Here is a 24,801-nt window from a genome sequence, read left to right as displayed (position 1 = left end):
GGGATTTTGAGCCGCTGCGAAAGCTGCGGAAGCTCCGCGGTTTTCGCGGCGGCTGAATGTCCGCATTCGTAAACGATAGAGAGGGAAACAGATGGAATTTCTAGTCGCACAAATTTTATCCGGCGTTTCGCTGGGCGGCCAGTATGCCCTGATCGCCATCGGTTATACGATGGTCTACGGCATCCTGCGTCTCATTAACTTCGCCCACGGCGACGTGTTCATGTGTGCAGGCCTCATGATGGTCTTCATGTGTGCGTCCCTGCCGGTGTACGTATCCATTCCGCTCATGCTCGTGCTGACGGTCCTGCTCGGCTTCATCATCGAGCGCGCGGCCTATAAGCCCCTGCGCAGCGCACCGCGTATGTCCGTCATGATCTCGGCCATCGGCGTGAGCTATCTGCTGCAGAACGTGGCGCTGTATGCCACCGGCGGCCAGCCACAGACGTATCCGTCGCTGCCGTTCGTGTCCGGCACGGTCACGATCCTCGGCGCGTCCACGCACTGGGTCACGGTCATTACGCCCGTGCTCGTGATCGTGCTCGTGCTGCTGCTGCAGTGGCTCATCAACCACACGAAGATCGGCATGGCCATGCGCGCGGTTGCGAAGGACTTCGAGACCAGCCAGCTCATGGGCATCAAGATCAACAAGGTCATCTCCGTGACGTTTATCATCGGCTCGTTCCTGGCGGCCGTCGGCTCGCTGCTGTACTTTACGAACTACCCGACCGTCATTCCGACCTCCGGCGCCATGCCCGGCCTGAAGGCGTTCGTCGCGGCGGTGTTCGGCGGCATCGGTTCGATCCCCGGCGCCGTCATCGGCGCGTTCATCATCGGCATCTGCGAGACACTCATCAAGGGCACCAGCATGACGGTGTTCTCCGATGCGTTCACGTTCGCGCTGCTGATCGTCGTCCTCGTGGTCAAGCCCACCGGCCTGTTCGGTGAAAAGGCCACGGACAAAGTCTGAGAGGGGGGGGATCACTGTGCTGAAAGCGAAAGACAAAGAAGCACGCCGCGGCAACCTGATCACCTTTGCCATCGTGCTCGCGCTCACGCTCGTGACGATGGTACTGGAGAATGTGATGTCTCCCGGCTCCCTGCTCTTTACGGTCATCAAAAAGGGTGCGGTGTACTCGCTCGTCGCCGTGTCCATGAACCTGCTCAACGGCTTTACCGGCCTGTTCTCGCTCGGTCAGGCGGGCTTCATGCTCCTCGGCGCGTATGCCTACGCGATCTTCATGATCCCGGACGCCGCGCGCGATGGCGTGTATTACCTCTTCGAGGGTTCGAGCATCCACTTCTCCTTCCAGGAGATGTTCCAGCACCTGTTCGGCGCCACCGGCTTCGGCGGCGGCGTGAGTCTGGTGCTCGGCGTGCTCGTGGCCATCATTTTCGCGGGCCTGATCGCCGCGTTCTTCGCGTATCTGATCGGCCTGCCGGTCCTGCGCCTCAAGAGCGACTATCTGGCCATTGCCACGCTCGGCTTTGCTGAGATCCTGCGTGCCATTTTCCAGTGGCAGACGCTCGGCAAGGTTACCAACGGCGCCAACATCCTCAAGGGCTATCCGACGTTTGCGGATTTCAACATCACGAATGCTTCTGGCAAGGTACTCTTCCGCCTGAGTGCGGTCGTGCCGATTTTGCTTGCCGGTATCTGCATTTTCCTTATTGTCCTGCTCATCAATTCGTCCTACGGCCGCGCCTTCAAGGCCATCCGCGACGATGAGATCGCGGCGGAGGCCATGGGCGTGAACCTCGCCAAGCACAAGAGCCTGTCGTTTGTCATCAGCTCGTTTTTCGCGGGCGTGTCGGGCGCGCTCTTTGCCATGTTTGCCACGACCGTGCAGGCCAAGGTGTTCACCTCGGCCATGACCTATGAGATCCTGCTCATCGTTGTCATCGGCGGCATCGGCTCCGTTTCCGGCAGCTGCATCGCCTCCTTCCTGTACATCGCGTGCTCCGAGTGGTGGCTGCGCTTCCTCGACAACGAGGCGTACATCGGCTCGTTCAAGGTGCCGCTGCTGCGCAACGGTTTCCGTATGGTCGTGTTCTCGATCATCATCATGATCGTCGTGCTCTTCTTCCGCAAGGGTATCATGGGCGAGCGCGAGCTGCCGGATCTGTTCCGTAAGCGCCCGAAAAAGGCAAAGAAGAACGTAGTTGAGGAGGGCAAAGCAGATGAGTAAAGACATCCTCAGCGTGGAAAATATCACGATGCAGTTCGGCGGCGTCGTGGCAGTCAACAACCTGTCGCTGCACATCCCCGAGGGGCAGATCGTGGCGCTCATCGGCCCGAACGGCGCCGGCAAGACCACGGCCTTCAACTGCATCACCGGCGTGTATGAGCCGACGAACGGCCTCGTCAAATTCCTCGACGAGCCGATGGTCCGCAACCATCCGACCGGCAAGATGAAAAAGCTCTACAAGGGCGAAAATCCACTGCTCTACACGGCGGAGTATCATCCGGAGGATGAGACGAAAGAGCAGATGCTCGCGCGCGACCCGCTGGCCGGGACGGGCAAGATCGTCTCGCCGACGCCGGACAGGATCACGAAGCTCGGTATTGCCCGCACGTTCCAGAACATCCGCTTGTGGAAGAGCATGACGGTGTTTGAAAACGTGCTCGTGGCGAAGCATATGCGCGCCAGGCAGAACGTGTTTTCCGCGACCTTCCGCGGCAACGCCAAGGAAGAAAAGCGCATGCGCGACGAGACCATGGCTCTGCTCGTCGAGCAGGGGCTGGAGAAATACAGCGACGACATTGCGACGAGTCTGCCCTACGGCATTCAGCGCCGGCTGGAGATCGCCCGCGCGCTGGCGACGGATCCGAAGCTGCTGCTGCTCGACGAGCCGGCGGCCGGCATGAACCCGCAGGAGACGCTCGAGCTCGCGGCGTTCATCCACGAGCTACGCGAGAAATACGGCCTGACGATCTTCCTGATCGAGCACCATATGGATCTGGTCATGCGGATCTCCGATTACATTTATGTCATTGACTTCGGCAGCAAGATCGCCGAGGGCATCCCGCAGGAAGTCCAGAACAATCAGCACGTCATTGACGCCTATCTGGGGGTTGTGGAAGATGAGTGAAACGATTCTGAAAATTGAAGATCTGCAGGTGCGCTATGGCGGCATTGAGGCTGTCAAGGGCATTTCATTCGATGTGCAGCAGGGGCAGATCGTTACGCTGATCGGCTCCAACGGCGCGGGCAAGAGCTCCACGCTGCGCACGATCTCTGGTCTTGTCAAGCCGAGCGGCGGCAAGATCACCTTCCAGGGGGAAGACATCACCGGCAAGGACCCGACCCAGATCGTCACGCAGGGCGTGACGCTCGTGCCGGAGGGACGCCGCATTTTCCCGGACATGACCGTGCTGGAAAACCTGAAGATCGGCGCTTACCTGCGCAAGGACGATCTGTCAGAGGACCTCGAGTGGGTCTACAGCCTGTTCCCGCGCCTGAAAGAGCGCAGCTGGCAGGCCGGCGGCACGCTCTCCGGCGGCGAGCAGCAGATGCTTGCGGTCGGCCGCGCGCTCATGAGCCGCCCGAAGCTGCTCATGATGGACGAGCCGTCGCTCGGTCTCGCGCCGCTGGTCGTGCGCGATATCTTCTCCATCATTCAGGAGATCAACAAGCAGGGCGTGACGATCCTGCTCATTGAGCAGAACGCAAACATGGCCCTCAAGATCGCCGATATCGGCTACGTGCTCGAGACCGGCCGCATCACGCTCACCGGCAGCGGTGAGGAACTGCTGACGAACGACGCGGTGCGCGCGGCGTACCTCGGCGCATAACGGTATGGATGACCCAGACGGAAGGACGCCCGCAGGCGCCCTTCCGTTTTTTTCGGAACATTTCTTGACCGCGCGCGTCCAATCCTGTACAATGCAGTTGAAAACCATCGAACCATAGAGGTGTGCTATGAAAAAGTTTTTTTCAGGATTTCTGGTGCTGTGCCTGTCGCTCGCACTGCTGACCGCCTGCGGAAAGGATGGGCAGACTGGCAAGACGGTGGCGGCCGGCGGCCTGACCTTTGCCAAGAGCTATAGCGAGGTCTACTCCGCGCTGACCGATGCGCAGAAAGCGATTGCGGACCGCGACAAGTCCCTCAATATGACCGACGGCGCTTCCGACGACCCGGAGTCCGGCGGCAAAGGCGACGGTGAAGGCGAGGGCACATTCTACTCCGGCACGAACGTGCAGGTCGCGGGCGTCGACGAGGGCGATATCGTCAAGACCGACGGCACGTATATCTACATCCTGCGCGGCAGCGAACTGATCGTCATGCAGGCGGACGGCGCGGACGTCACGGACGTGTCCAATGTCTTTGTCGGTCAGGATTGGGAGCAGACGACGACCGAGGACGGTCAGACCCACACGCAGGAAAAACTGCCGCTGGAGCTGTATCTGGCCGACGGCCGCGCGGTCGTCCTCTCGTCGTATACCGACTGGACGGGCAGCGACACGTCCTCGGATGAGCTTTCCGGCAGCGGCAATAATTATGTCACAGTCGATATTTATGACGTCTCCGACCCGGCAGACCCGACGCTGGTCCAGTCGTTCGGGCAGGACGGCTACGAGATTGCCTCGCGCATGGTCGGCGGCGTGCTTTACCTGTGCACGTCGTATTATCCCGGCGCGCCGGAAAAGGGCGACGAGACTACGTTTGCTCCCCGGCTGTATGACGGGGACACGGCGTCGGTCGTGCCGTGCGACAGCATCGGCCTCATGCCGTACAACAACTCCATGACCTACGCGGTCGCGGCGTCGTATGACATTGCGGCCGGCACGCGGCTCTCCAGCCAGTCCGTGCTCGGCGGCGGGGAAACGGTGTACATGACGGCGGAGAATCTCTACCTGTGCGCGAGCGTCTATGACGACGGCGCGGGCAAGACCCATAAGGACGGCAGCTACACGGTCACGGACTATACCTCCAGCGTCAACACGGCGGTCAACCGCTTTGCGATCGCCGACGGCAAGCTCACCTTTGCCGCCAATGGCACTGTTCCCGGTGCGCTCAACAACCAGTTCTCGCTCGACGAGCGCGACGGCTATCTGCGCCTGGCCACGACCGAGCAGACGTATTCCTACAGCGTCTACCGCGATGAAAAGCATGACTTTGAAAACACGAAAACCAATGACGACGCCACGCAGACGAGCAATGATGTGTACGTGCTCGACCGTGACCTGAACACCGTCGGCAGCGTGGCCGGGATCGCCGAAGGGGAGACGGTGTTCTCCGCGCGCTTCGACGGGGATTACGGCTATCTGTGCACCTACCGCCAGACGGATCCGGTCTTTGCCGTCGATCTGACCGCCCCGACCGATCCGAAGGTCGTCGGTGAGCTCAAGCTCAGCGGCTATTCCGACTATCTGCACGTCTGGTCAGACGGGATGCTCTTCGGCCTCGGCATGGAGACGACGGCCGTGGATGGCGGCGCGACCGTGGACGGCATGAAGCTCGTCATGATCGACACGTCCGATCCTGCCAAGCTGCACGATCTGCACACGCAGACCCTTGATGCCGACTATAGCGAGGCACTGAATAATCACAAGGCAATTCTGGTGGACAGCGACAAGGACCTGATCGCTTTCCCGGCCGAGAACAGCTACCTCGTCTACGGCTATTCGGCGGACGACGGCTTCACGCTGCGTAAGGAGATCCCCGTCTCGCAGTGGGACGAGAACAACCGCGGCCTGTATATCGGCGACTACTTCTATGTCGTCGGTTCCGATCAGGTGAACGTGCTCGACCTGGGCACGCTTGAGAATGTGGCGCAGGCGATCATCCCGCGCGGGTAAACAACCGAAGATCTTCTGACAGGCGGTGCGCGCAGACGCACCGCCTGTTTACATTTTTGCGCCGCTGTGGTAAACTGATACATTGAGCGAATATCGCAACAAGGGAGGCGGCACCGTGCTCGAAAAGCTGCGACAAATTGAAAACCGGTACAGCGAGCTGGAGAGCAAGCTGGCCGACCCCGCGTATTATTCCGACCCCGCGGTGTTCACAAAGCTCTGCCGCGAGCAGCGCGAGCTGCAGCCGGTCGTGGAGACCTACCGGGCGTATACCGCCTGTCAGGCGCAGATCGCGCAGGCGGAGGCGCTGCTGAGCGACCCCGAGCTGCACGAGATCGCGCGCGAGGAGATCGATCTCGGCCGTGCCCGCTGCGCGGAGCTCGAGCAGCAGCTGCGTGTGCTGCTGCTGCCGCGCGACCCGAACGATGACCGCAACGTCATTCTGGAGATCCGCACCGGCGTCGGCGGGGAAGAATCGGCGCTCTTTGCGCATAGTCTTTATCGAATGTACAATATGTACGCCGACGCGCACGGGTGGAAGACCGAGATCGCCAACCTCAACGAGACGGAGCTCGGCGGCGTGCGCGAGGCGAGTCTGCTCATCAGCGGACAGGGGGCGTACTCCCGCCTGAAGTTTGAAAGCGGGGTGCACCGCGTCCAGCGCGTGCCGGAGACGGAGACCGGCGGCCGCATCCACACCAGCACCGCCACCGTGGCCGTGCTGCCGGAGATGGACGCCGTGGAGGTGCACATCGACCCGAAGGATCTGCAGATCGACACCTACCGCAGCTCCGGCGCCGGCGGCCAGCACGTCAACAAGACCGAGAGCGCCATCCGCATCACGCACCTGCCGACCGGCACGGTCGTCGAGTGTCAGGATGAGCGCAGCCAGTATAAAAACAAGGATCGCGCGATGAAGATCCTGGCCTCACGCCTGTATGCCGCGGAAAGTGCCCGGCAGAATGCCGCGCGCTCGGCCGAGCGGCGCAGCCAGGTCGGCACAGGGATGCGCAACGAGCGCATCCGCACCTACAACTTCCCGCAGGGGCGGGTGACGGATCACCGCATCGGGCTGACGCTCTATAAGCTCGATCAGGTGCTCGACGGCGATCTGGATGAGATCATTGATGCGCTCACACTGGCCGATCAGGCCGAAAAGCTGCGCGCATCCGCGGAGGAAACATGAACACGAAACGAATCACAACCGAGATCGCGCAGGCAGCGGATGCCATCCGCGCCGGGCAGCTCGTCGCCGTCCCGACGGAGACGGTCTACGGCCTTGCCGGCAACGGACTGGATCCCGCCGCCGTCGCGCAGATCTATGAAGTCAAAGGCCGACCGAGCGTCAAGCCGCTGTCGCTGATGGTGCACGACGCATCCGCCATGGCGCGCTACTGCGCCGATGTGCCGCCGGCGGCATACACGCTGGCCGAGGCGTTCTGGCCCGGCCCGCTCACGATCGTGCTGCGGGCACAGGACTGCGTGCCCGAGATCGTGCGCGCGGGTGGGCAGACCGTCGGCCTGCGCTGCCCGGATCACCCGGCCACGCTGGCGCTCATCGAGGCCGCGCAGCTGCCGCTGGCCGCGCCGTCGGCCAATCCCTCCGGCGCGCCGAGCCCGAAAACGGCAGACGATGTGCTGGCGTATTTCAATGGGCAGATCGCGGCCGTCATCGACGGCGGGCCCTGCGGCATCGGCCGGGAGTCCACGCTCGTCGATCTCTCGCACACGCCGTACCGCATTCTGCGCTCCGCCGCCGTGCCGGACGATGCCGTCTGGGACGCGCTCGTGCGGAAAATGCACATTGTCGGCATCACGGGCGGCACGGGCTGCGGGAAAACGACCGCGCTCATGGAGCTGGAGCGTCAGGGCGCGCTCGTCATCGACTGCGACGCGGTGTATCACGAGCTGCTGGCGTCCAATACCGCCATGCTCGCGGAGATCAATGCCCGTTTTCCGGGTACAATAGAAAATGGGACGCTGCAGCGAAAGCGGCTCGGCGCGGTCGTGTTCGCGGACGCGGCGGCGCTCGACGACCTCAACGCCATCACGCACCGGTATGTCCGTGCCGAGGTGCGCGCTCGCCTGCGCGCGTGGGCGCGGCGGGGCGGCACGGTCGCGGCGATCGACGCCATCGCGCTCATCGAGAGCGGGCTGGCGGAGCTGTGCACTGTCACCATCGGCGTGACGGCGCCGCGTGAGGTGCGCATCGAGCGGCTCATCGCGCGCGAGGGCGTGACGCGCGATTATGCCGAGGCGCGCATCGACGCGCAGAAGCCCAACGAATGGTTTGCCCAACATTGCAGCTACGTGCTGGATAACGGCGGCACGCTCGCCGATTTTCAGCGCCGCTGCCATCAACTGATACAGGAGGTGCTCTCATGAGCGAAGATAAGGAACTCAAGCAGTGGAAGGAAAAGCTGTTTTATCAGCCGAAAAACGGCTATGATCGGATCGACGCCGAGCAGGCCGGGGAGATCTTTGCCTACGCCGAGGGATATAAGCAGTTTCTCGACGCCGCGCGCACAGAGCGCGAGGCCGTCAAGGAGGCCATCCGCATGGCGGAGGCCGAGGGCTTTGTGCCGTATACGTTCGGCATGGAGCTGCAGCCGGGCTCGAAGGTGTATGTCAACAACCGCGGCAAGGCGCTCATGCTGGCCGTGCTCGGGCAGCAGCCGCTTGACCACGGCTGCGTGATCGCGGGCGCGCACATCGACTCCCCGCGTCTCGATCTCAAGCAGACGCCGATGTATGAGGACTCGGAGCTGGCGTATTTCAAGACGCACTATTACGGCGGCATCAAGAAGTACCAGTGGGTCACGATCCCGCTGGAGCTGCACGGCACGGTCGCGCTCAAAGACGGCAGCACGGTCGATATAGCCATTGGCCGCGAGCCGGATGAGCCGCAGTTTGTCATCACCGATCTGCTGCCGCATCTCGGCAAGGATCAGATGCGCAAGACCATGGAAGAGGGCATCACGGGCGAGGCGCTCAACATCGTCATCGGCAGCATGCCGTATGCCGGCGAGGGGCGCGACCGCGTGAAGCTCGCCGTGCTGTCGCTGCTCTATGATGAATACGGCATCACGGAAGAGGACTTCCTGTCGGCGGAGCTGGCCGCCGTGCCGGCGTTCCCGGCGCGCGACATCGGCTTTGACCGCAGCATGATCGGCGCCTACGGTCAGGACGACCGCGTGTGCGCCTATGCCGAGCTGCGCGCCATCCTTGACCTCGACGGCGCGCCGGAGCGCACGGCCGTGTGCATCCTCGCCGACAAGGAGGAGATCGGCTCCGACGGCGTGTCCGGCATGCAGTCGCAGGCGTTCGAGGCCTTCATGGCCGACCTCTGCGAGCAGCAGGACGTCGCGCTGCGCCACTGCTTTGCCAGGAGCTTTTGCCTCTCGGCGGACGTCTGCGCGGCCTTTGACCCCAGCTTCCCCGAGGTGAGCGCCAAGCGCACGGAGGCCAAGCTCAATTACGGCATGGGCATCTGCAAGTTCACGGGTGCACGCGGCAAGTCCGGCACGAGCGATGCCTCGGCCGAGCTCGTGGCCTATCTGCGCCGTCTGTTTGCCGACAACGGCGTCGTCTGGCAGCTGTCCGAGATGGGCAAGGTCGATCAGGGCGGCGGCGGCACGATCGCCAAGTTCATGGCCGACCGGAATATTGACACCATTGACGCCGGCGTGCCGGTGCTGAGCATGCACGCACCGTTTGAGCTCGTGGCAAAGTTCGACTGCTGGATGACGTACCGCGGCGTGCTGGCTGCCTACTGCGACACGCAGGCGTGACCGGATGCGGCAGGGGAAAACGGGGACAGTGACCGTTTTCCCTTGTGACGCAAAGAAAACCGTGGTATAATCAACATTCCTATCTGCGTATTGGGAGGTGCATCCGTGACCATCTGGAACGCGATCCTGCTCGGTCTGGTGCAGGGCATCGCAGAGTTTCTGCCGATCTCCAGCTCCGGCCATCTGTCGATCCTGCAAAACCTGTTTCATATGTCGACGGCGGAAAACGGCCATCTGTTTTTCGATGTTCTGCTGCATTTGGGCACGCTCATTTCCATCTGCATCGTCTACTGGCGGGACATCGTGGCCATGGTGCGCGAGACGATCGCGTTTTTCCGCAGCGCACGGCTGCCGGCCGAGCAGCGCCGGCAGCAGCTTCCCGCCGCGCGCATGGTGCTCATGATCATCCTGGCGACGCTGCCGCTGTTTTTGATCCTGCCGGTCAACGATCTGGTCGAGCAGCTGTACTACCACACCTTCTTCATCGGCCTCATGCTCATCCTCACGGGCTTTCTGCTGTTCGTGGCCGATAAAATGCCCAAGGGCACGCGCACGGAGAAAACCATGCGCGTGCGCGACGCGCTGGTCATCGGCGTGTGTCAGGCCGTGGCGACGATCCCAGGCCTGTCCCGGTCGGGCACGACGATCGCGGCCGGCATGGCCACGGGACTGGATCGCAGCTTTGCGGTGCGCTTCTCGTTTCTGATGTCGCTGCCCGCGGTGCTGGGGGCAAACATCCTGTCTCTGGCCAAGGCGGCCAAGGCGGGTATCGATGTGTCACTCCTGCCGGCGTATCTGGCCGGCATGCTCGTGGCGATGGTCTCGGGCGTCGCGGCCATCGGCCTTGTCAAGCGCCTGACGTCGAAGGGCCGTTTCGGCGCGTTTTCCTACTACTGTTGGGGCGCGGGCGCACTGACGATGATTCTGTCTCTGATTTTCTGAGAGGACGTTATATAACATGGCAACTTCATCATCCAAAAAGAAAACCGGCACGGCGAAAAAATCCGCCCCGGCAGCAAAAAAGCCGGCCGCCGCGCCGAAAAAGCAGCCGGCTGCCAAGGCGGCTCCGGCCTCCGCGCCGACGGCACCGACATGGCCGTATGCGCTGGCGTGCATCGTGCTGTCGCTGCTGGCGTTCCTGGGCCTGTTTCATGCCGAGGGCGTCGTGATCGACGGCTTTGCGGGCTTCCTGTGCGGCATCATGGGCTGGGGCTTTTGGGCGTTCCCGTTTGCGATGCTGCTGCTGGCGTGGACCTTTGTGCGCAACCCGCGCGAGCGCTTTGGCCTGCGCGTGACGGCGGCGCTGCTGATCGCGCCGCTGTTCGGCACGATCGTGCACCTGATGGTCTGCCGCGTGGCGTTCACGGCGCAGACGTTCGGCGCGATCGTCGGCCAGCTCTATGACGGGGGCAAGGTGCTCACGTCCGGCGGCGTGATCTCCGGCGGCATTGGCTATCTGCTCAAGGCCGGCATCAGCGTCTATGCGGCGCTGCCGCTGACGATGGCGGCGTTCGTGTTCTGCGTGCTGGGCAGCATGGACCTGACGGTCGGCAAGATCGCGGCCTGGGTGCGCACACGGCGCGAGGCACAGTACATCCCGGACGAAGACGTGCCGCTTGCGGAGGATGAGGAGGACGAACCGGAACCGCAGCCGCTGCCCGAGCCGCGGCGCAGTGCGCGCCGTGCCGTGCCGGACAAGCCGGTCGCCAAGAAAAAATTCATCGACATTCCGGTCGAGGAGACCATGACGGAGCCGGACGACGATCCGATCGATCCGATCCCGGTCAAAAAGCCTGCCCGCGGCGCGAAAAAGGCCGCGCCGGCCGATGCCACGCAAAATGTCCAGCCGCTGTCCGTGGAGGAGGCGGCCGATATCTGCGGCGTCACCCCGGTCACGCAGGAGATCCAGGACCCGCCGAAGCCGTCCAAAAAGGCGGCCAGTGCCGCCGTCGCGGCGGAGACGGCCGCGATCACCTCCGCCATCGAGAGCGAGAATGCCGATCACTCTTCCTATCAGCTCCCGCCGGTGTCGTTCCTGCGCGCGGGGAAGAAGGATCAGACGGACGCGACGGAGGAGATCCGCTTCAACCGCGACCGGCTCAACACTGCCCTGAGCAGCTTCGGCGTCAATGCGACCATCCGCGACGTGACGCGCGGCCCCACGGTCACGCGCTACGATCTCGAGCTCGAGGCGGGCGTGAAGCTCAACAAGATCACGAACCTCTCCGGCGACCTTGCGCTCGCGCTCGGTGTGGAGAATGTGCGCATCGCGCCGATCCCGGACAAGATCTCGACCGTCGGCATCGAGGTGCCGAACAAGGTCGTCAGCGCCGTTTGCCTGCGCGATATCATCGACTCGCCCGCGTTCCGCAATGCGAAGTCCAAGCTCTCGTTTGCCGTCGGCAAGGACATCGGCGGCAACTGCATCATCGGCAACATCGCCAAGCTGCCGCATATGCTCATCGCCGGCACGACCGGCTCGGGCAAGTCCGTGTGCATGAACTCGCTCATTCTGAGCCTGCTCTATAAGGCGACGCCGGACGAGGTGCGCCTGATCATGATCGACCCGAAAATGGTCGAGCTCGGCATCTATAACGGCATCCCGCACCTGTTCATCCCCGTCGTGACCGACCCAAAGAAGGCGGCCGGCGCGCTGCAGTGGGCGGTCGTGGAGATGCTCAAGCGCTACCGCCTCTTCTCCGAGGCGCAGGTGCGCGACCTCGCCAGCTACAATGCCCTCCAGAAAAACGAGCCCGACGGGCAGACGCTGCCGCAGGTCGTTATCGTCATCGACGAGCTGGCCGACCTCATGCTCTGCGCCGCCAAAGAGGTGGAGGAGAGCATCTGCCGCGTGGCGCAGATGGGCCGCGCCGCGGGCATGCACCTTATCATCGCAACGCAGCGCCCGTCCGCGGATGTCATCACCGGCCTCATGAAGGCGAACATCCCGAGCCGCATTGCCTTTGCGGTCTCGTCCTCGCTCGAGAGCCGCATCATCCTCGATACCTCCGGCGCGGAAAAGCTCATCGGCATGGGCGATATGCTCTATGCGCCCATCGGCACCGGCAAGCCCCTGCGTGTGCAGGGCTCGTTTGTGTCGGACGAGGAGCGCGAGGAGGTCGTGCGCTTCATCAAGCAAAACTCCGAGGCGCAGTACAGCGACGATATCATCGCGCAGATCGAGAAATCCGCCGCCGAGGCCGACAAGAAGTCCGGCCCCGCGCCCGAGGCGGACAAGCCCGCCAAGAGCGACTATGACGAGCTGCTGCCGCAGGCCGTGGACGTCATTCTCGAGACGAAGCAGGCGTCGGTGTCCATGCTGCAGCGCCGGCTGAAGCTCGGCTATTCGCGCGCCGCGCGCATGGTCGATCAGATGGAGGAGATGGGCATCGTCGGCCCGTTTGAGGGCTCGAAGCCGCGCAAGATCCTCATCACGAAGCAGCAGTGGCAGGAGATGCAGTATGTGCAGGGCACCGCACCGAGCGAGGTGCTGCAGGCGCAGACGGACTTTGCCGATGACAACGAAGAGGAACCTGAAGACGATGAATCATGATCTCCACACGGGGCGGCCGGAGCGCCGCCCCGTCGGCACGATTGCCTTTCCAGATGGGGCGGACTTTGCCCCGGAAATGACGCCGGCGCAGGTCGGCGCTTACAGCACGCTCGCCCTCGCGCACATCGGCGACGGGGTATATGAGCTCATGATGCGCACGGCCCTGTGTGCCGCCGGGCTCACGGCCGTGACCGACCTGCACCGTGAGACGGTGCGCCGCGTCAACGCGCCCGCGCAGGCGCGCGTGGCGGAGGCCATTCAGCCCGCGCTCACGGACGAGGAGCGCGCGGTCTACAAGCGCGGCCGCAACGCGAAGGTGAACTCGGTGCCGCAGCACGCGGACGTCGCGCAGTATCACGCGGCCACGGGGCTCGAGACGCTCTTTGGCTGGCTGTATCTGCTCGGCCGCACGCAGCGGCTGCGCGAGCTCTTCAGCAAGATCACGGAGGTGCTGTAACATGCCAATGGACGCAGTTTTTCTGCACGGCCTGACGCAGGAACTGACGCAGAGCCTGACCGGCGCGCGCATCGACAAGGTGCAGCAGCCGGAGCGCGACCTGCTGCTGCTGTCCGTGCGCACGCAGAGCGGCAACGCGAAGCTGCTCGTGCACGGCGGCGTGGGCAGCGCGCGGGTGCATTTCACGGCCGGCACGTTTGAAAATCCGGCCGAACCGCCGATGTTCTGCATGCTTCTGCGCAAGCATCTGGTCGGCGCGCGCATCACGGGTATTTCCCAGCCGGACTTCGAGCGCATGCTCGTTCTCGATCTCGACGGGCGCGATGAGCTCGGCACGCCGGTCAAAAAGCAGCTCATTGTTGAAATGCTTGGCCGCCAGTCGAACGTCATCCTCGTCAGCGCCGACGGGCACATCATCGACTGCATGCGCCGCGTGGATTCCTCCATGAGCGAGACGCGCCAGGTGCAGCCGGGCATGTTTTACCGCCTGCCGCTGCGGCAGGACAAGCCGGTCCTGTTTGACACGACGCCGGAGCAGCGCGCGCAGCTGCTCTCCGGCCCGGTCACTGCGGCGACGCTTGATAAGTGGCTGCTGGGTCTGTTCTCCGGCGTGTCGCCCCTGCTGTGCCGGGAGGTGTGCTTCCGCGCGCTCGGCGATGCCAGCCCCCGGCTCGAGCGGCTGGACGATGCGCAGCGCGCGCGCCTGGAGCACGAGCTGGACGCGCTGGTGTTCTCGGTCGAGACGAACAATCTCGTGCCCACCATGCTGCTCGACGGCGACCGGCCGAAGGATTTTTCCGCCGTGCCGATCCTGCAGTATCAGGACGCGCTGGAATGCCGCGGCTGCGGCTCGTTTTCCGAGCTGCTGGACGAATTTTATCTCCGCCGCGACAAGGCGGAGGCCATGCGCCGCCGCTCGCAGGAGCTGACGCATCAGGTGCGCACCCTGCGCGACCGCACGGCCAAAAAGCTGGCCATCCAGCAGTCGGACCTGCTGCGCTGCGCCGACCGCGAGGCCCTGCGGCAGAAGGCCGACCTCATCAAGGCCAACCTCTACCGTATCCAGAAAGGTGACCGCACCGTGACGGTGCAGGACTACTACGCCGAGGGCTGCCCGGACGTGACGATCGAGCTGGACCCGCGCAAGAGCCCGCAGGAGAACGCCGCCGCGCTCTATAAGTCCTACCGCAAGGCCAAAACGGCCGAACAGCACCTGACCGGCCTGATCGCGGAGGCGAGCCGGAACCTCGACTATCTCAACAGTGTGCTCGATGAGCTCGCGCGCGCCGAGAGCGAGCGCGACCTTGCCGACATCCGCGCCGAGCTGCGCGCGACCGGGTATCTGCGCCAGCCGCGCAATGCCAAAAAGGAAAAGACGGCGCAGCGCGCGCCGCTCGCCTTCGTTTCGAGCACCGGGTATGAGATCCTCGTCGGCCGCTCCAACACGCAAAATGACGAGCTGACGCACCGCACCGCCCGCCGCACGGACATCTGGCTGCATGTGCAGAAGGTACACGGTTCGCACGTCATCATCCGCGCGCACGACACAACGCCGGACGATCAGACGATCGCCGAGGCGGCGAGTCTCGCCGTATACTATTCGCAGGCGCGCGGCGGCGGGAAGACACCGGTGGATTACACCATGGCGCGCTTCGTGCGCAAGCCGTCCGGCGCGCTGCCGGGCATGGTGCTCTATACGGACTACCAGACCTGCATGGCCGAGAGCAATGAGGCGCTCGTGGAGCGCCTGCGCGTGCGCTAAGGCAGCAAAAAAGCTCCCCCGGCGGGGGAGCTTTTTCTGTTTCTCTTGCGGTATATTGCAGCAATTTTTCGCGTACTGGTTGGACGGTTGACGGATGCGGAAAACTGCGGTATGCTTTTGGCGGCAATGTGGGTTCAATCCGGCGTTGCCGGAGACTTTGACGAGCTATGGAGGGAGCAATGCGCAGATCATGGAGCTGCCCGCCCGGGCAGGGCGCAGCGATGCCCAGACGCCGCGGAGGCATCCGGCTGCGGTTCGATCCGGGCGTTGACCCGGAGGTGCGGCGCGCCCTTATGCAGTTTGTGCGCTGGCTGCAGACGCAGTACGCGTTCACTGTGCGCGTGCCGGTCTATGTGCGGGCGGCCGAGCGGCTTTTGTGCCGGGATGGCGATCTGGCCTGCGGGACATTTCTTGGCCCCAGCGATCCGAAACAGGAGCCGTATATCCGCCTTGCTGTCGGAGATTACCCGCAGATGCTTGCAGCGTGGGGACAGGACAGTGCGCTGGCATCGATCCTGCGCTCGCTCGCGCACGAGCTGACGCATTATTTTCAATGGGTGCGCGATCCCGTGGGGTATCAGACTGCGGACGAGTCCAGACTGGAGCGGCAGGCGGATCGCTGCGCCCGCGAGACCTTATACGATTACGCGGATGTGTATGCGCATCCGTGAGGTACACATATCCTTTTAGGGCAGAAAACGGAGGAATCCTTATGAAAAAACTCATTGCCTATTACTCCCGCGCGGGAGAGAACTATTTTTCCGGGACGCACCGCGCCATCGCCGTCGGCAACACGGAGAAGGCGGCGCGGCTGCTCGCCGAACTCACCGGTGCGGAGCTGTTCCACATCGAGCAGAAGGTGCCGTATTCGGACGACTATGACACCTGCGTCGCCGAGGCGCGGCGCGACCTGCGCGCCAATGCCCGTCCGGAACTGACGGCGCTGCCGGAGCGTCTGGACGACTATGAAGAAATCTACCTCGGCTATCCGAACTACTGCGGTACCATGCCGATGGCGGTCTACACCTTTCTTGAGCACTATGACTGGCAGGGGAAAACCATCCATCCGTTCTGCACGAATGAGGGCAGCGGCCTGTCGAACACGGAGCAGGACATCCAGCGGGCGGCGAAGGGCGCGCGGGTCGCGCGCGGCCTGTCGCTGCGCGGCAGCGCGGTGGACAGCGCAAAACCGAAACTGGAGCAGTGGCTGCGCGGGTAACGTGTGCGCTCCGGGCAGCAGAGAGAAGGAGGCCGTACATGAGCCGAAACGCAAAAATACTCATCGACCTGGCAGTGCTTGCGGCCGTTTACGGCATCTGGCTGCTGCCGAAGTGGCGGCGGCTGGGGAAAAGACCGCTGCTCGTCTATACGCTCATGTATGGCTGCCTCGCCAGCATTGCGCGCTTCACGCTCATGCCGGTGTTGGCGGCGCTGCCGTTCTGCTTTGACCATCCGTATATCCCCATGCACATGGCGCCGTTTGAGGATGTCATTCTCCGCCATGGCGATTATGTTCGGCAGATCGTGCTGAACATCGCCCTGTTTGTCCCGTTCGGTGTGCTGCTGCCGCTGTGCCGCAGCTGCCGCGGCAGGCGGTGCAGCTTCTGGCGCTGCCTGCTGCTGACGCTGGCGCTCAGTGTCGGCATCGAGGTCGTGCAGCCGCTGCTGCACGCATTCCGCAGTTCGGACATTACGGACGTCATCACGAACACGACCGGAGGCGTGCTCGGCTATGCGCTCTGGGCGATCGTGCACGCCTGCAGGAAAAAACGTGAAGATTGACCTGCCTTGAGATACCGGTGCTTTTGCCGGTATCTTTTTTGTTGAAAATGTGCCGCTGTTTCGTTATACTATTACAAAAAGCGGAATTTTACGGTCAAAAACGGAGAAAAAACAAAAATCGGAGGAGAGAAACATGGACGAGCGGATCTATCGCGAATACGTTGCGATCCTGAAAGAGGAACTGCAGCCCGCCATGGGCTGTACAGAGCCGATCGCCGTGGCTTACTGTGCGGCGCTGGCCCGCAGGACGCTCGGCGCGCTGCCGGAGACGGTCGAGGTGCTTGCGAGCGCGAACATCATCAAAAACGTCAAGAGCGTCATTGTGCCGAATACGAACGGCCAGCGCGGCATTGCGGCGGCCGCAGCGGCGGGTATCGTTTCCGGCAATGCCGACGCGCAGCTGCAGGTACTTGCGAGCCTCACGCCGGAGCAGGTGGATGCGGTGGGCGCCTATCTGCAGCAGGCTGCCTTTACCGTCCGGCGCGCGGACAAGGACTACGTGTTCGACATTCAGGTGCGCGTCACGGCGGGGGCGGACAGCGCGTCCGTCGAGATCGCGGGCTATCACACGAACGTGATCCGTATCGAGAAAAACGGCGTCGTGCAGTTTCACAAGGACTATCAGGAGTCCGGCAGCCAGCACGCCACTGACCGCAGTCTGCTGACGGTCGAGCACATCATCGCCTTTGCAAACGAGGTGGACATTGCCGACGTGCAGGAGACGCTCCAGCGGCAGATCGACTATAACTGGGCCATCGCCGAGGAGGGCCTGCGCGGGGATTACGGCGCGAACATCGGCCGTATTCTGCTGCAGTCTTACGGTATGAGCATCCACAACCGCGCCAAGGCCTACGCCGCGGCCGGGTCGGATGCACGCATGAACGGCTGCGACCTGCCGGTGGTCATCAACTCCGGCAGCGGCAACCAGGGGCTGACAGCGTCACTGCCGGTCATTGTCTATGCCAAGGAGCTGGGCGTCACGCAGCAGATGCTCTACCGCGCGCTCGTGGTGTCGAACCTCGTCACCATCCATCTGAAAACCGGCATCGGCAGCCTGTCCGCCTACTGCGGCGCTACGGCGGCCGGCTGCGGCGCGGCCGCGGGCGTGACGTATCTGTATGGCGGGCAGTTCCGTGAGATCGCGCACACCATCGTCAACGCCATCGCTATCGACTCCGGCATGATCTGCGACGGCGCGAAGGCGAGCTGCGCGGCCAAGATCGCCTCGGCAGTCGAGGCGGGTCTGCTGGGTATGCAGATGCAGATGCACGAGAGCCAGTTCTACGGCGGCGACGGCATCGTCGTCAAGGGCGTGGAGAACACGATCCGCAACATCGGCACACTTGCGAGCGAGGGCATGCGCGAGACCGACCGCACGATCATCCGCATGATGATCCAGGAGCACTGATCCGCCGAATATTGCCGGCTGCCGGTTGGCGGCCGGCATTTTTGCGCCGAATTTTCGCACCGGCGGAGAATCGGCATTGCATTTTGCGCGCCGAGCGCGTATAATACCGCATATTTCATTTTGCAAAAGATTTGCATACCCAAGGAGGCGCGCCATGCGTTTATTTGATATTCTCGGGCCGGTCATGGTCGGCCCGTCCAGCAGCCACACGGCCGGGGCTGTGCGCATCGGCCTGACGGCCCGCAAACTGCTCGGCGACCGGCCGGTGCACGCGGACATTTCGCTGCACGGCAGCTTCGCCCTGACCGGTCATGGCCACGGCACGGACTGCGCGCTGATCGCGGGCCTGCTCGGTATGCAGCCGGACGATCTGCGCATTCCGGGCAGCTTTGCCGTCGCGGCGGAGCAGGGGCTGACGTTCTCGTTCCGGAACGTGCAGCTGCGCAACGCGCACCCGAACACCGCGCGCCTGCAGCTCACGGGCGCCAAGGGCCGCACGCTGGACATCGTGGCCGAGAGCATCGGCGGCGGGCGCATCCGCATCTGCTCCATCGACGGTATCGAGACGAACTTTTCCGGTGAGCACAACACGCTCATTGTCCACAATCAGGACACGCCCGGCCATGTCGCTGCCGTGACGGCGGCGCTCATGCAGCGGCACGTCAACATCGCCACCATGCAGCTCTACCGCAGCGAGCAGGGCGGCTACGCGGTCATGATCCTCGAGTGTGACCAGCCGATCCCGAAGGATATCGAGCAGTGGCTGTCGCACATCGAGGGCATTCAGAAGATCACGATCTTTAATCAGGAGGAACCGGTATGAGCTTTTCGAGCATTGCATCCATGCTTTCGGCTGCACAGGAGAGCGGGCAGCCGCTCTATGCCGTCATCCGTGATGCGGACTGTCAGGAAAACGGCTATGACGCTGCGGCGTCCTACCGCCAGATCGCGGCGCTCTGGACGGCGATGCAGCAGTCGAGCCGGCAGTACTGCGCATCCGACCGCTCCAACAGCGGGCTCATCGGCGGCGACGCGGCCAGATTCCGCGCGGCGGCGGAGGCCGGCCGCCTCCTCGGCGGGACGTATTTTCAGCGCGTGACGGAGCAGGCGCTCAAGGTGGCCGAGTGCAATGCGTGCATGAAGCGCATCGTCGCCGCGCCCACGGCGGGCAGCTGCGGCGTGCTGCCGGCGGTGCTGATCCCGTTGGCAGAGGAGCGGGACGTGCCGGAGGAGACGATCCTGCAGGCGCTGTATATCGCGGCCGGGTTCGGCCAGGTCACGGCGCTGCGCGCGAGCGTGGCCGGCGCGGAGGGCGGCTGCCAGGCGGAGATCGGCACGGCCAGCGCCATGGCGGCGGCCGCGCTGACGCACATCCTCGGTGGCACGGCGCAGCAGTGCGCGGATGCGTACGCCATCGCGCTCGGCAATCTGCTCGGCCTGGTGTGTGACCCGGTCGCGGGCCTGGTCGAGGTACCGTGTGTCAAGCGCAATGTCATCGGTGCGGTCAATGCCGTGAGCGCGGCGAATATGGCCGTCGCCGGCATCACGAGCCGCATCCCGGTCGATGAGGTCATCGATGCCATGGGCGAGGTCGGTGATGCGCTCCCGGCCAGCCTGCGCGAGACCGGCCTCGGCGGCCTTGCCGCTACGCCGACTGGCCGGCAGGCGGCCGAGCGGATCGCCCGCGCCGAACACTGAATGCCTCCGTCCCGCAGGCCGAGCCATCGGCGGCGGGGCGGATTTTTGCGGGAAAAGGCTTGACAGACGGGCAAAATCACGGCAATGTATAGTTATCCTATAGAACGAACGACCCGCTCTGCGGGCGGAAAGGCGGAGCCATGGAATTCAATAAACCCATTGCGGATATGCTCCCCGGCATGGATGTCGAGGGCTTTTATATTCTGCGCGCGGCGGCGCTCAAGACGACGAACAACGGCAAACCGTTTCTCAGCGGTACGATCTGCGACCGCACGGGCAGCGTGGAGATCAAGATCTGGAACTACAGCGGCCCGATCGGCGCGCGCCCGGACGATACCGGCCGCGTCGTAAAGATCCGCGGCAGCGTCTCGGAATACCGCGGTGCGCTGCAGATCAGCGTCCACCGCATCCGTATGGCCGAAGCGGCGGACGATTATGACACGGCGCTGCTCGTGCCGACGGCGCCCATCGACGCGGACGCCGCGCTGGCGGACGTGCAGCGGCTGGTCGCCTCGATCACGGACGCGGATTACCGCAGCGTGGCCGAGACGATGCTGGCGCGGCACCTCGATGCATTCCGGCGCATTCCGGCCGGGAAGAGCGTGCACCACAGTTTCCTGTCCGGCCTTTTGATGCATACTTACAACATGCTGCGCACGGCGGATTTTCTCGCGGGCCTGTATCCGGAGGTCATTGACCGTAGCCTGCTGCTGACCGGCACGCTGCTGCACGATTTCGGCAAGGAGCGGGAGTTTGCGTTTTCCGATCTCGGCATCGTGACGGAGTACTCCACGGCCGGGCAGCTCCTTGGCCATCTGGTCATGGGGGCGCAGGAGGTCGCGGACGCCGCGCGCGAGCTTGGCATTCCCGAGGAAAAGTCCATGCTGCTGCAGCACCTGCTGCTCTCGCACCACGGCGAGCCGGAGTTCGGCGCGGCCGTGCGGCCCATGTGCGCGGAGGCGGAGCTGCTGTCATACATTGACCTCATCGACAGCCGCATGGAGATCTATGCGGAAACGCTGCCGACCGTGCCGGCCGGCAGCTTCAGTGCCCGCATTTTTGCGCTGGAAAAGAAGATCTATCACCACAACTAAGGAGGCTGCCCATGCTGACCCTGCCGTCACAAGTGCATACGGCGCTCGATCGTCTCACGGCGGCGGGCTGGGAGGCCTATGTCGTCGGCGGGGCTGTGCGCGACGCGCTGCGTGGCTGCGCGGCGGGGGATTGGGACATCACGACCAATGCCGAGCCCGCGCAGGTCGAGCGCGTCTTTGCCGGCGAGCGGCTCATCGAGACGGGGCTCAGGCACGGCACCGTGACCGTCCTGCTCGACGGCCTGCCGCTTGAGATCACGACCTACCGCGTCGACGGGGACTATACCGACCACCGGCGGCCGGACGCCGTGCGCTTTACGCGCAGCCTGCGCGAGGATCTGCTGCGCCGCGATTTCACGATGAACGCGCTGGCCTACCATCCGCGCACGGGGCTGGTCGACGTCTGCGGCGGGGCGGAGGACATTGCGCGCGGCGTTGTGCGCTGCGTGGGCGAGCCGGGCCGCCGCTTTCAGGAGGATGGGCTGCGCATCCTGCGCGCGCTGCGCTTTGCGTCCGTGCTCGGCTTTCAGATCGCGCCGGAGACGGCGGCGGCCATCCATCGCAATCGCGCGCTGCTGCAGTATCTCGCGGCGGAGCGCGTGCGCAGCGAGCTGACAAAGCTCCTCTGCGGGCAGAACGTGGACGCAGTGCTGCGGGAATTTTCCGATGTGCTGGCCGTCCCGATCCCGGAGCTGCGGCCGATGTTCGGCTTTGCGCAGCACAACCCGCACCATGACCGGGACGCCTGGCTGCACACGGCCGCGGTCGTGGAGCACATCCCGCCGGAGCCGGTGCTGCGCTGGGCGGCGCTGCTGCACGATGTCGGCAAGCCGCCGTGCTTTTCCCTCGGGCCGGATGGTGTCGGCCATTTTTACGGCCACGCGGCCAAGAGCACCGAGCTGGCGGAGGGCATTCTCACGCGCCTGCGCTTTGACACGGCCGGGCGCACGCGCATCATGCAGCTCATCCGCTATCACGACCTGCCCATCGCGCCGGAGGCAAAGCCCATCCGGCGGCTGATGAACAAGCTCGGCGTTGAGACCGTGCGGCAGCTTTTTGAGCTGCACATTGCCGATACCTGCGGCCAGTCGGCCATCTGTGCCGGCCGGGTGGAGACGTACCGGCAGGCGGAGCGCGTGCTCGACGAGCTGCTCGCGGCGGATGCCTGCTTCTCGCTCAAAGACCTCGCGGTCAACGGGGATGATCTGCTCGCGCTCGGCCTGCGCGGCCGGGCGGTCGGCGCGGCGCTGCAGGCGTGTCTGGACGCGGTCATGGATGAGACGCTGCCGAACGACAGGGCCGCGCTGCTGGGGTATGCGGCGGAAAATTTGCAGCGCTTTGCAAATTCCTGAAACTCGGGACTTGAAAATTGTGGAGCGATGTTATAAGATGAAGAACATATTTGAATTACATTGTAATGGAATATGCGGAGAACAGGTTTATGGAGCAGATTCGGTCGCGGAAAAATCAATATATCCTGCACCTGCGCGCGCTGGCCAGGGATAAGGATGTGCGCCGGGACGCGGGGGAGTACGTCTGCGACGGTGAAAAGCTGCTGCGCGAGGCGCTGCAGTTCGGCGCGGAGGTCACGTCCGTGCTCTGGCGCGATGCGGCGGCGTTCCCGCTGCCGGACGGCGCTGCGCAGTATACGGCCGACGCGGAGCTCGTCGCCTATGCCTCGCCGCTCATGCATTCGCCCGGCCCGGTCTTTACCGTGCGCCTCCCGGAGATGCGCCTGCCGCAGCCGCTGCGGCACGTCATCGTGCTCGAGGGCGTGCAGGATCCCGGCAACGTCGGAACGGTCATCCGCACGGCGAACGCCCTTGGCATGGATGCCGTGGTGCTCACCGGCGCGTGCGCCGATCTCTACAGCCCCAAGACCGTGCGCGCTGCGATGGGCGCGCTCTTCCGCCAGCCGGTGCTGACGTGCACGACGGACGAGCTGCTGCAGCTGCTGCATGCCCGCGGGCTGAAGCTCTACGGCGCGGCGCTGACGGATGCGGCGCAGGATCTGCGGTGCGTGCCGCTCTCGCCGGCCGCCGTGGCGATCGGCAGCGAGGGGCGCGGCCTGAGCGCGCAGCTGCTCGCACAGTGCGACGGGCAGATCATCATCCCCATGCAGCCGGGGGCGGAGTCGCTCAATGCGGCGGTGGCCGCGGCGGTCGTCATGTGGGAGATCGCCCGCACCGGGATGTGAGGAGGCGCGCAAATGTCGCAGCTGCAATACTGGGTTTGGCTGTCCATGCGCTTTGGCGTGCGCCCGAAGATGAAGCTCGCGCTCGTGGAGCATTTCGGCACGCCGCGGGATGTATATTTTGCCACGGAGGCGGATTACCGTGTCCGTGTGCCGCTGCGCCCGGAGGAGCTCCGTCTGCTGCTGGATAAAGACATGAAGGATGCCAACCGCGCGCTCGCCATCTGTGACCGGGAGCATATCCGCATCCTGACGATCCAGGACGCCGCCTATCCGCAGCGCCTGCTGCAGATCTACGACCCGCCGCTCGTGCTCTACGTGCGCGGCACGCTGCCGCAGCTCGACGACCGCGCGGCCGTCGCCGTGGTCGGCACGCGCAGCGCAACGCCGTATGGCGTGCGCACCGCGCGCAAGTTCGGCTTCGAGATCGTGCGGCACGGTGGTATCGTGCTCTCCGGCCTCACCGCCGGGATCGACCGCTCGGCCGCCGAGGGCGCGCTGCACGCCGGCGGCATTTGCGTGGGCGTGTCCGGTACGGCGATCAACCTGGATTTTGCGGGTGCATACACGCAGGAGGTCGCGCGCTGCGGCGCCGTTGTGAGCGAGTTTGCGCCGAATATGTCCGTGCCGCGCTTTGGCTTCCGGCTGCGCAACCGCATCACGTCCGGTCTCGCGGTGGCGACGGTCGTGGTCGAAGCACCGGAGAAAAGCGGCGCGCTCCTGTTTGCCGACGATGCCGTCACGCAGGGCAGGGAGGTCTTTGCCGTGCCCGGCAACGCGGACTCCCGCGCCTCGGCCGGCAGCAATGCGCTGCTCAAGGACGGCGCCCGTCCGGCCACGTGCGCGTGGGATGTGCTGAGCGATTTTCGCCGCATGTTTCCCGGCACGCTGCGGGAAAATATCGCGCCCGCGCCCGAGACCCAGGCGCCTGAACCGCCGCCGGAGATGGGCAGCGGCTTTGCACAGGTGCGCCGCCCGGTCGCGGAGAAAAGGATTGACAAGCCGCAGTCGGAGGCATATATTGACCTGGAAGCGCAGCTGAAGTCGCTCACGACCGAGCAGCTGCAGATCGTCGCGGCGATCGATGCGCCCGGCACACAGGTGGACCTCATCATCGAAAAGACGCAGCTGCCGGCGAGTAAGGTGCTCGCGGAGCTGACCGTGCTGCAGATCCGCGGCGTCGTCCGGCAGGAGCCGGGCAAACGCTTTTCATTAAATATACGCGCAGGCACTGCGCAGAATCATAAGGAGTTGGAGTAGACCC

Annotated in this window: 22 protein-coding genes; all 22 read left to right on the top strand. The window is 64.1% G+C overall.

The genetic code is table 11. The features are described from left to right. The first annotated feature begins 91 nt into the window (after positions 1-91). Entirely contained in the window at positions 92-967 is an 876-nt protein-coding gene (locus OGM61_08840; protein UYI83957.1) for a branched-chain amino acid ABC transporter permease, read from the top strand. 16 nt (positions 968-983) lie between these two features. After that, positions 984-2,186, top strand: coding sequence for a branched-chain amino acid ABC transporter permease (locus OGM61_08835; GenBank protein ID UYI83956.1), 1,203 nt, complete (start codon positions 984-986; stop codon positions 2,184-2,186). Then, positions 2,179-3,090, top strand: coding sequence for an ABC transporter ATP-binding protein (locus OGM61_08830; protein ID UYI83955.1), 912 nt, complete (start codon positions 2,179-2,181; stop codon positions 3,088-3,090). Before OGM61_08835 ends, OGM61_08830 begins: the two co-directional genes overlap by 8 nt. Before the next feature lie 4 nt (positions 3,091-3,094). Continuing rightward, entirely contained in the window at positions 3,095-3,793 is a 699-nt protein-coding gene (locus OGM61_08825; protein ID UYI85581.1) for an ABC transporter ATP-binding protein, read from the top strand. Positions 3,794-3,920: 127 nt separating this feature from the next. Further along, complete coding sequence (locus tag OGM61_08820; protein ID UYI83954.1) at positions 3,921-5,801, top strand: beta-propeller domain-containing protein; 1,881 nt, start codon at positions 3,921-3,923, stop codon at positions 5,799-5,801. Positions 5,802-5,916: 115 nt separating this feature from the next. Then, positions 5,917-6,984 (top strand): peptide chain release factor 1, encoded by a 1,068-nt coding sequence (gene prfA, locus OGM61_08815; protein ID UYI83953.1) that lies wholly within the window; start codon positions 5,917-5,919, stop codon positions 6,982-6,984. Continuing rightward, positions 6,981-8,183: an L-threonylcarbamoyladenylate synthase gene (locus tag OGM61_08810; GenBank protein ID UYI83952.1), complete on the top strand. Its 1,203-nt coding sequence runs from the start codon at positions 6,981-6,983 to the stop codon at positions 8,181-8,183. Before prfA ends, OGM61_08810 begins: the two co-directional genes overlap by 4 nt. Continuing rightward, positions 8,180-9,589 carry an aminopeptidase gene (locus OGM61_08805; GenBank protein ID UYI83951.1) on the top strand — a complete coding sequence of 470 codons (1,410 nt, stop codon included), beginning with the start codon at positions 8,180-8,182 and terminating at the stop codon, positions 9,587-9,589. Before OGM61_08810 ends, OGM61_08805 begins: the two co-directional genes overlap by 4 nt. Positions 9,590-9,694: 105 nt before the next feature. Further along, entirely contained in the window at positions 9,695-10,531 is an 837-nt protein-coding gene (locus OGM61_08800) for an undecaprenyl-diphosphate phosphatase (GenBank protein ID UYI83950.1), read from the top strand. A 16-nt stretch (positions 10,532-10,547) separates the two neighbouring features. Further along, the gene (locus tag OGM61_08795; GenBank protein ID UYI83949.1) at positions 10,548-13,142 is read left to right on the top strand and encodes a DNA translocase FtsK; all 2,595 of its coding nucleotides are present in this window, start codon (positions 10,548-10,550) and stop codon (positions 13,140-13,142) included. After that, the gene (locus OGM61_08790; GenBank protein UYI83948.1) at positions 13,132-13,599 is read left to right on the top strand and encodes a ribonuclease III; all 468 of its coding nucleotides are present in this window, start codon (positions 13,132-13,134) and stop codon (positions 13,597-13,599) included. Before OGM61_08795 ends, OGM61_08790 begins: the two co-directional genes overlap by 11 nt. 1 nt (position 13,600) lies before the next feature. Next, a complete protein-coding gene (locus OGM61_08785; protein ID UYI83947.1) occupies positions 13,601-15,361 on the top strand; it encodes an NFACT family protein in 1,761 nt (586 codons plus the stop codon). Between the two features lie 221 nt (positions 15,362-15,582). Further along, positions 15,583-16,032, top strand: a complete 450-nt coding sequence (locus tag OGM61_08780) for a hypothetical protein (GenBank protein UYI83946.1) — start codon at positions 15,583-15,585, stop codon at positions 16,030-16,032. Between the two features lie 41 nt (positions 16,033-16,073). After that, a complete protein-coding gene (locus OGM61_08775; GenBank protein UYI83945.1) occupies positions 16,074-16,580 on the top strand; it encodes a flavodoxin in 507 nt (168 codons plus the stop codon). Positions 16,581-16,618: 38 nt separating this feature from the next. Next, positions 16,619-17,143, top strand: a complete 525-nt coding sequence (locus OGM61_08770) for a VanZ family protein (protein UYI83944.1) — start codon at positions 16,619-16,621, stop codon at positions 17,141-17,143. Positions 17,144-17,276: 133 nt separating this feature from the next. Next, positions 17,277-18,551, top strand: a complete 1,275-nt coding sequence (locus OGM61_08765; GenBank protein UYI83943.1) for an L-serine ammonia-lyase, iron-sulfur-dependent, subunit alpha — start codon at positions 17,277-17,279, stop codon at positions 18,549-18,551. A 154-nt stretch (positions 18,552-18,705) separates the two neighbouring features. Then, a complete protein-coding gene (sdaAB, locus tag OGM61_08760; protein UYI83942.1) occupies positions 18,706-19,374 on the top strand; it encodes an L-serine ammonia-lyase, iron-sulfur-dependent subunit beta in 669 nt (222 codons plus the stop codon). Then, positions 19,371-20,249 (top strand): L-serine ammonia-lyase, iron-sulfur-dependent, subunit alpha, encoded by an 879-nt coding sequence (gene sdaAA, locus OGM61_08755; GenBank protein UYI83941.1) that lies wholly within the window; start codon positions 19,371-19,373, stop codon positions 20,247-20,249. The genes sdaAB and sdaAA overlap by 4 nt, the downstream gene beginning before the upstream one ends. Positions 20,250-20,389: 140 nt before the next feature. Further along, positions 20,390-21,343 (top strand): HD domain-containing protein, encoded by a 954-nt coding sequence (locus OGM61_08750; protein UYI83940.1) that lies wholly within the window; start codon positions 20,390-20,392, stop codon positions 21,341-21,343. Between the two features lie 11 nt (positions 21,344-21,354). Next, on the top strand, positions 21,355-22,695 hold the full coding sequence (locus OGM61_08745; GenBank protein ID UYI83939.1) for an HD domain-containing protein: 1,341 nt from the start codon (positions 21,355-21,357) through the stop codon (positions 22,693-22,695). 89 nt (positions 22,696-22,784) lie between these two features. Next, a complete protein-coding gene (locus OGM61_08740) occupies positions 22,785-23,540 on the top strand; it encodes an RNA methyltransferase (GenBank protein ID UYI83938.1) in 756 nt (251 codons plus the stop codon). Positions 23,541-23,552: 12 nt separating this feature from the next. Next, positions 23,553-24,797 (top strand): DNA-protecting protein DprA, encoded by a 1,245-nt coding sequence (locus OGM61_08735; protein UYI83937.1) that lies wholly within the window; start codon positions 23,553-23,555, stop codon positions 24,795-24,797. The last annotated feature ends 4 nt before the right edge of the window (positions 24,798-24,801 follow it).

It is taken from the genome of Clostridiales bacterium (assembly GCA_025757645.1).
Lineage (GTDB): Bacteria > Bacillota > Clostridia > Oscillospirales > Oscillospiraceae > CAG-103.
Note: the sequence above shows the minus strand (reverse complement) of the source record. Positions and strands in the feature narration are given on the sequence as shown.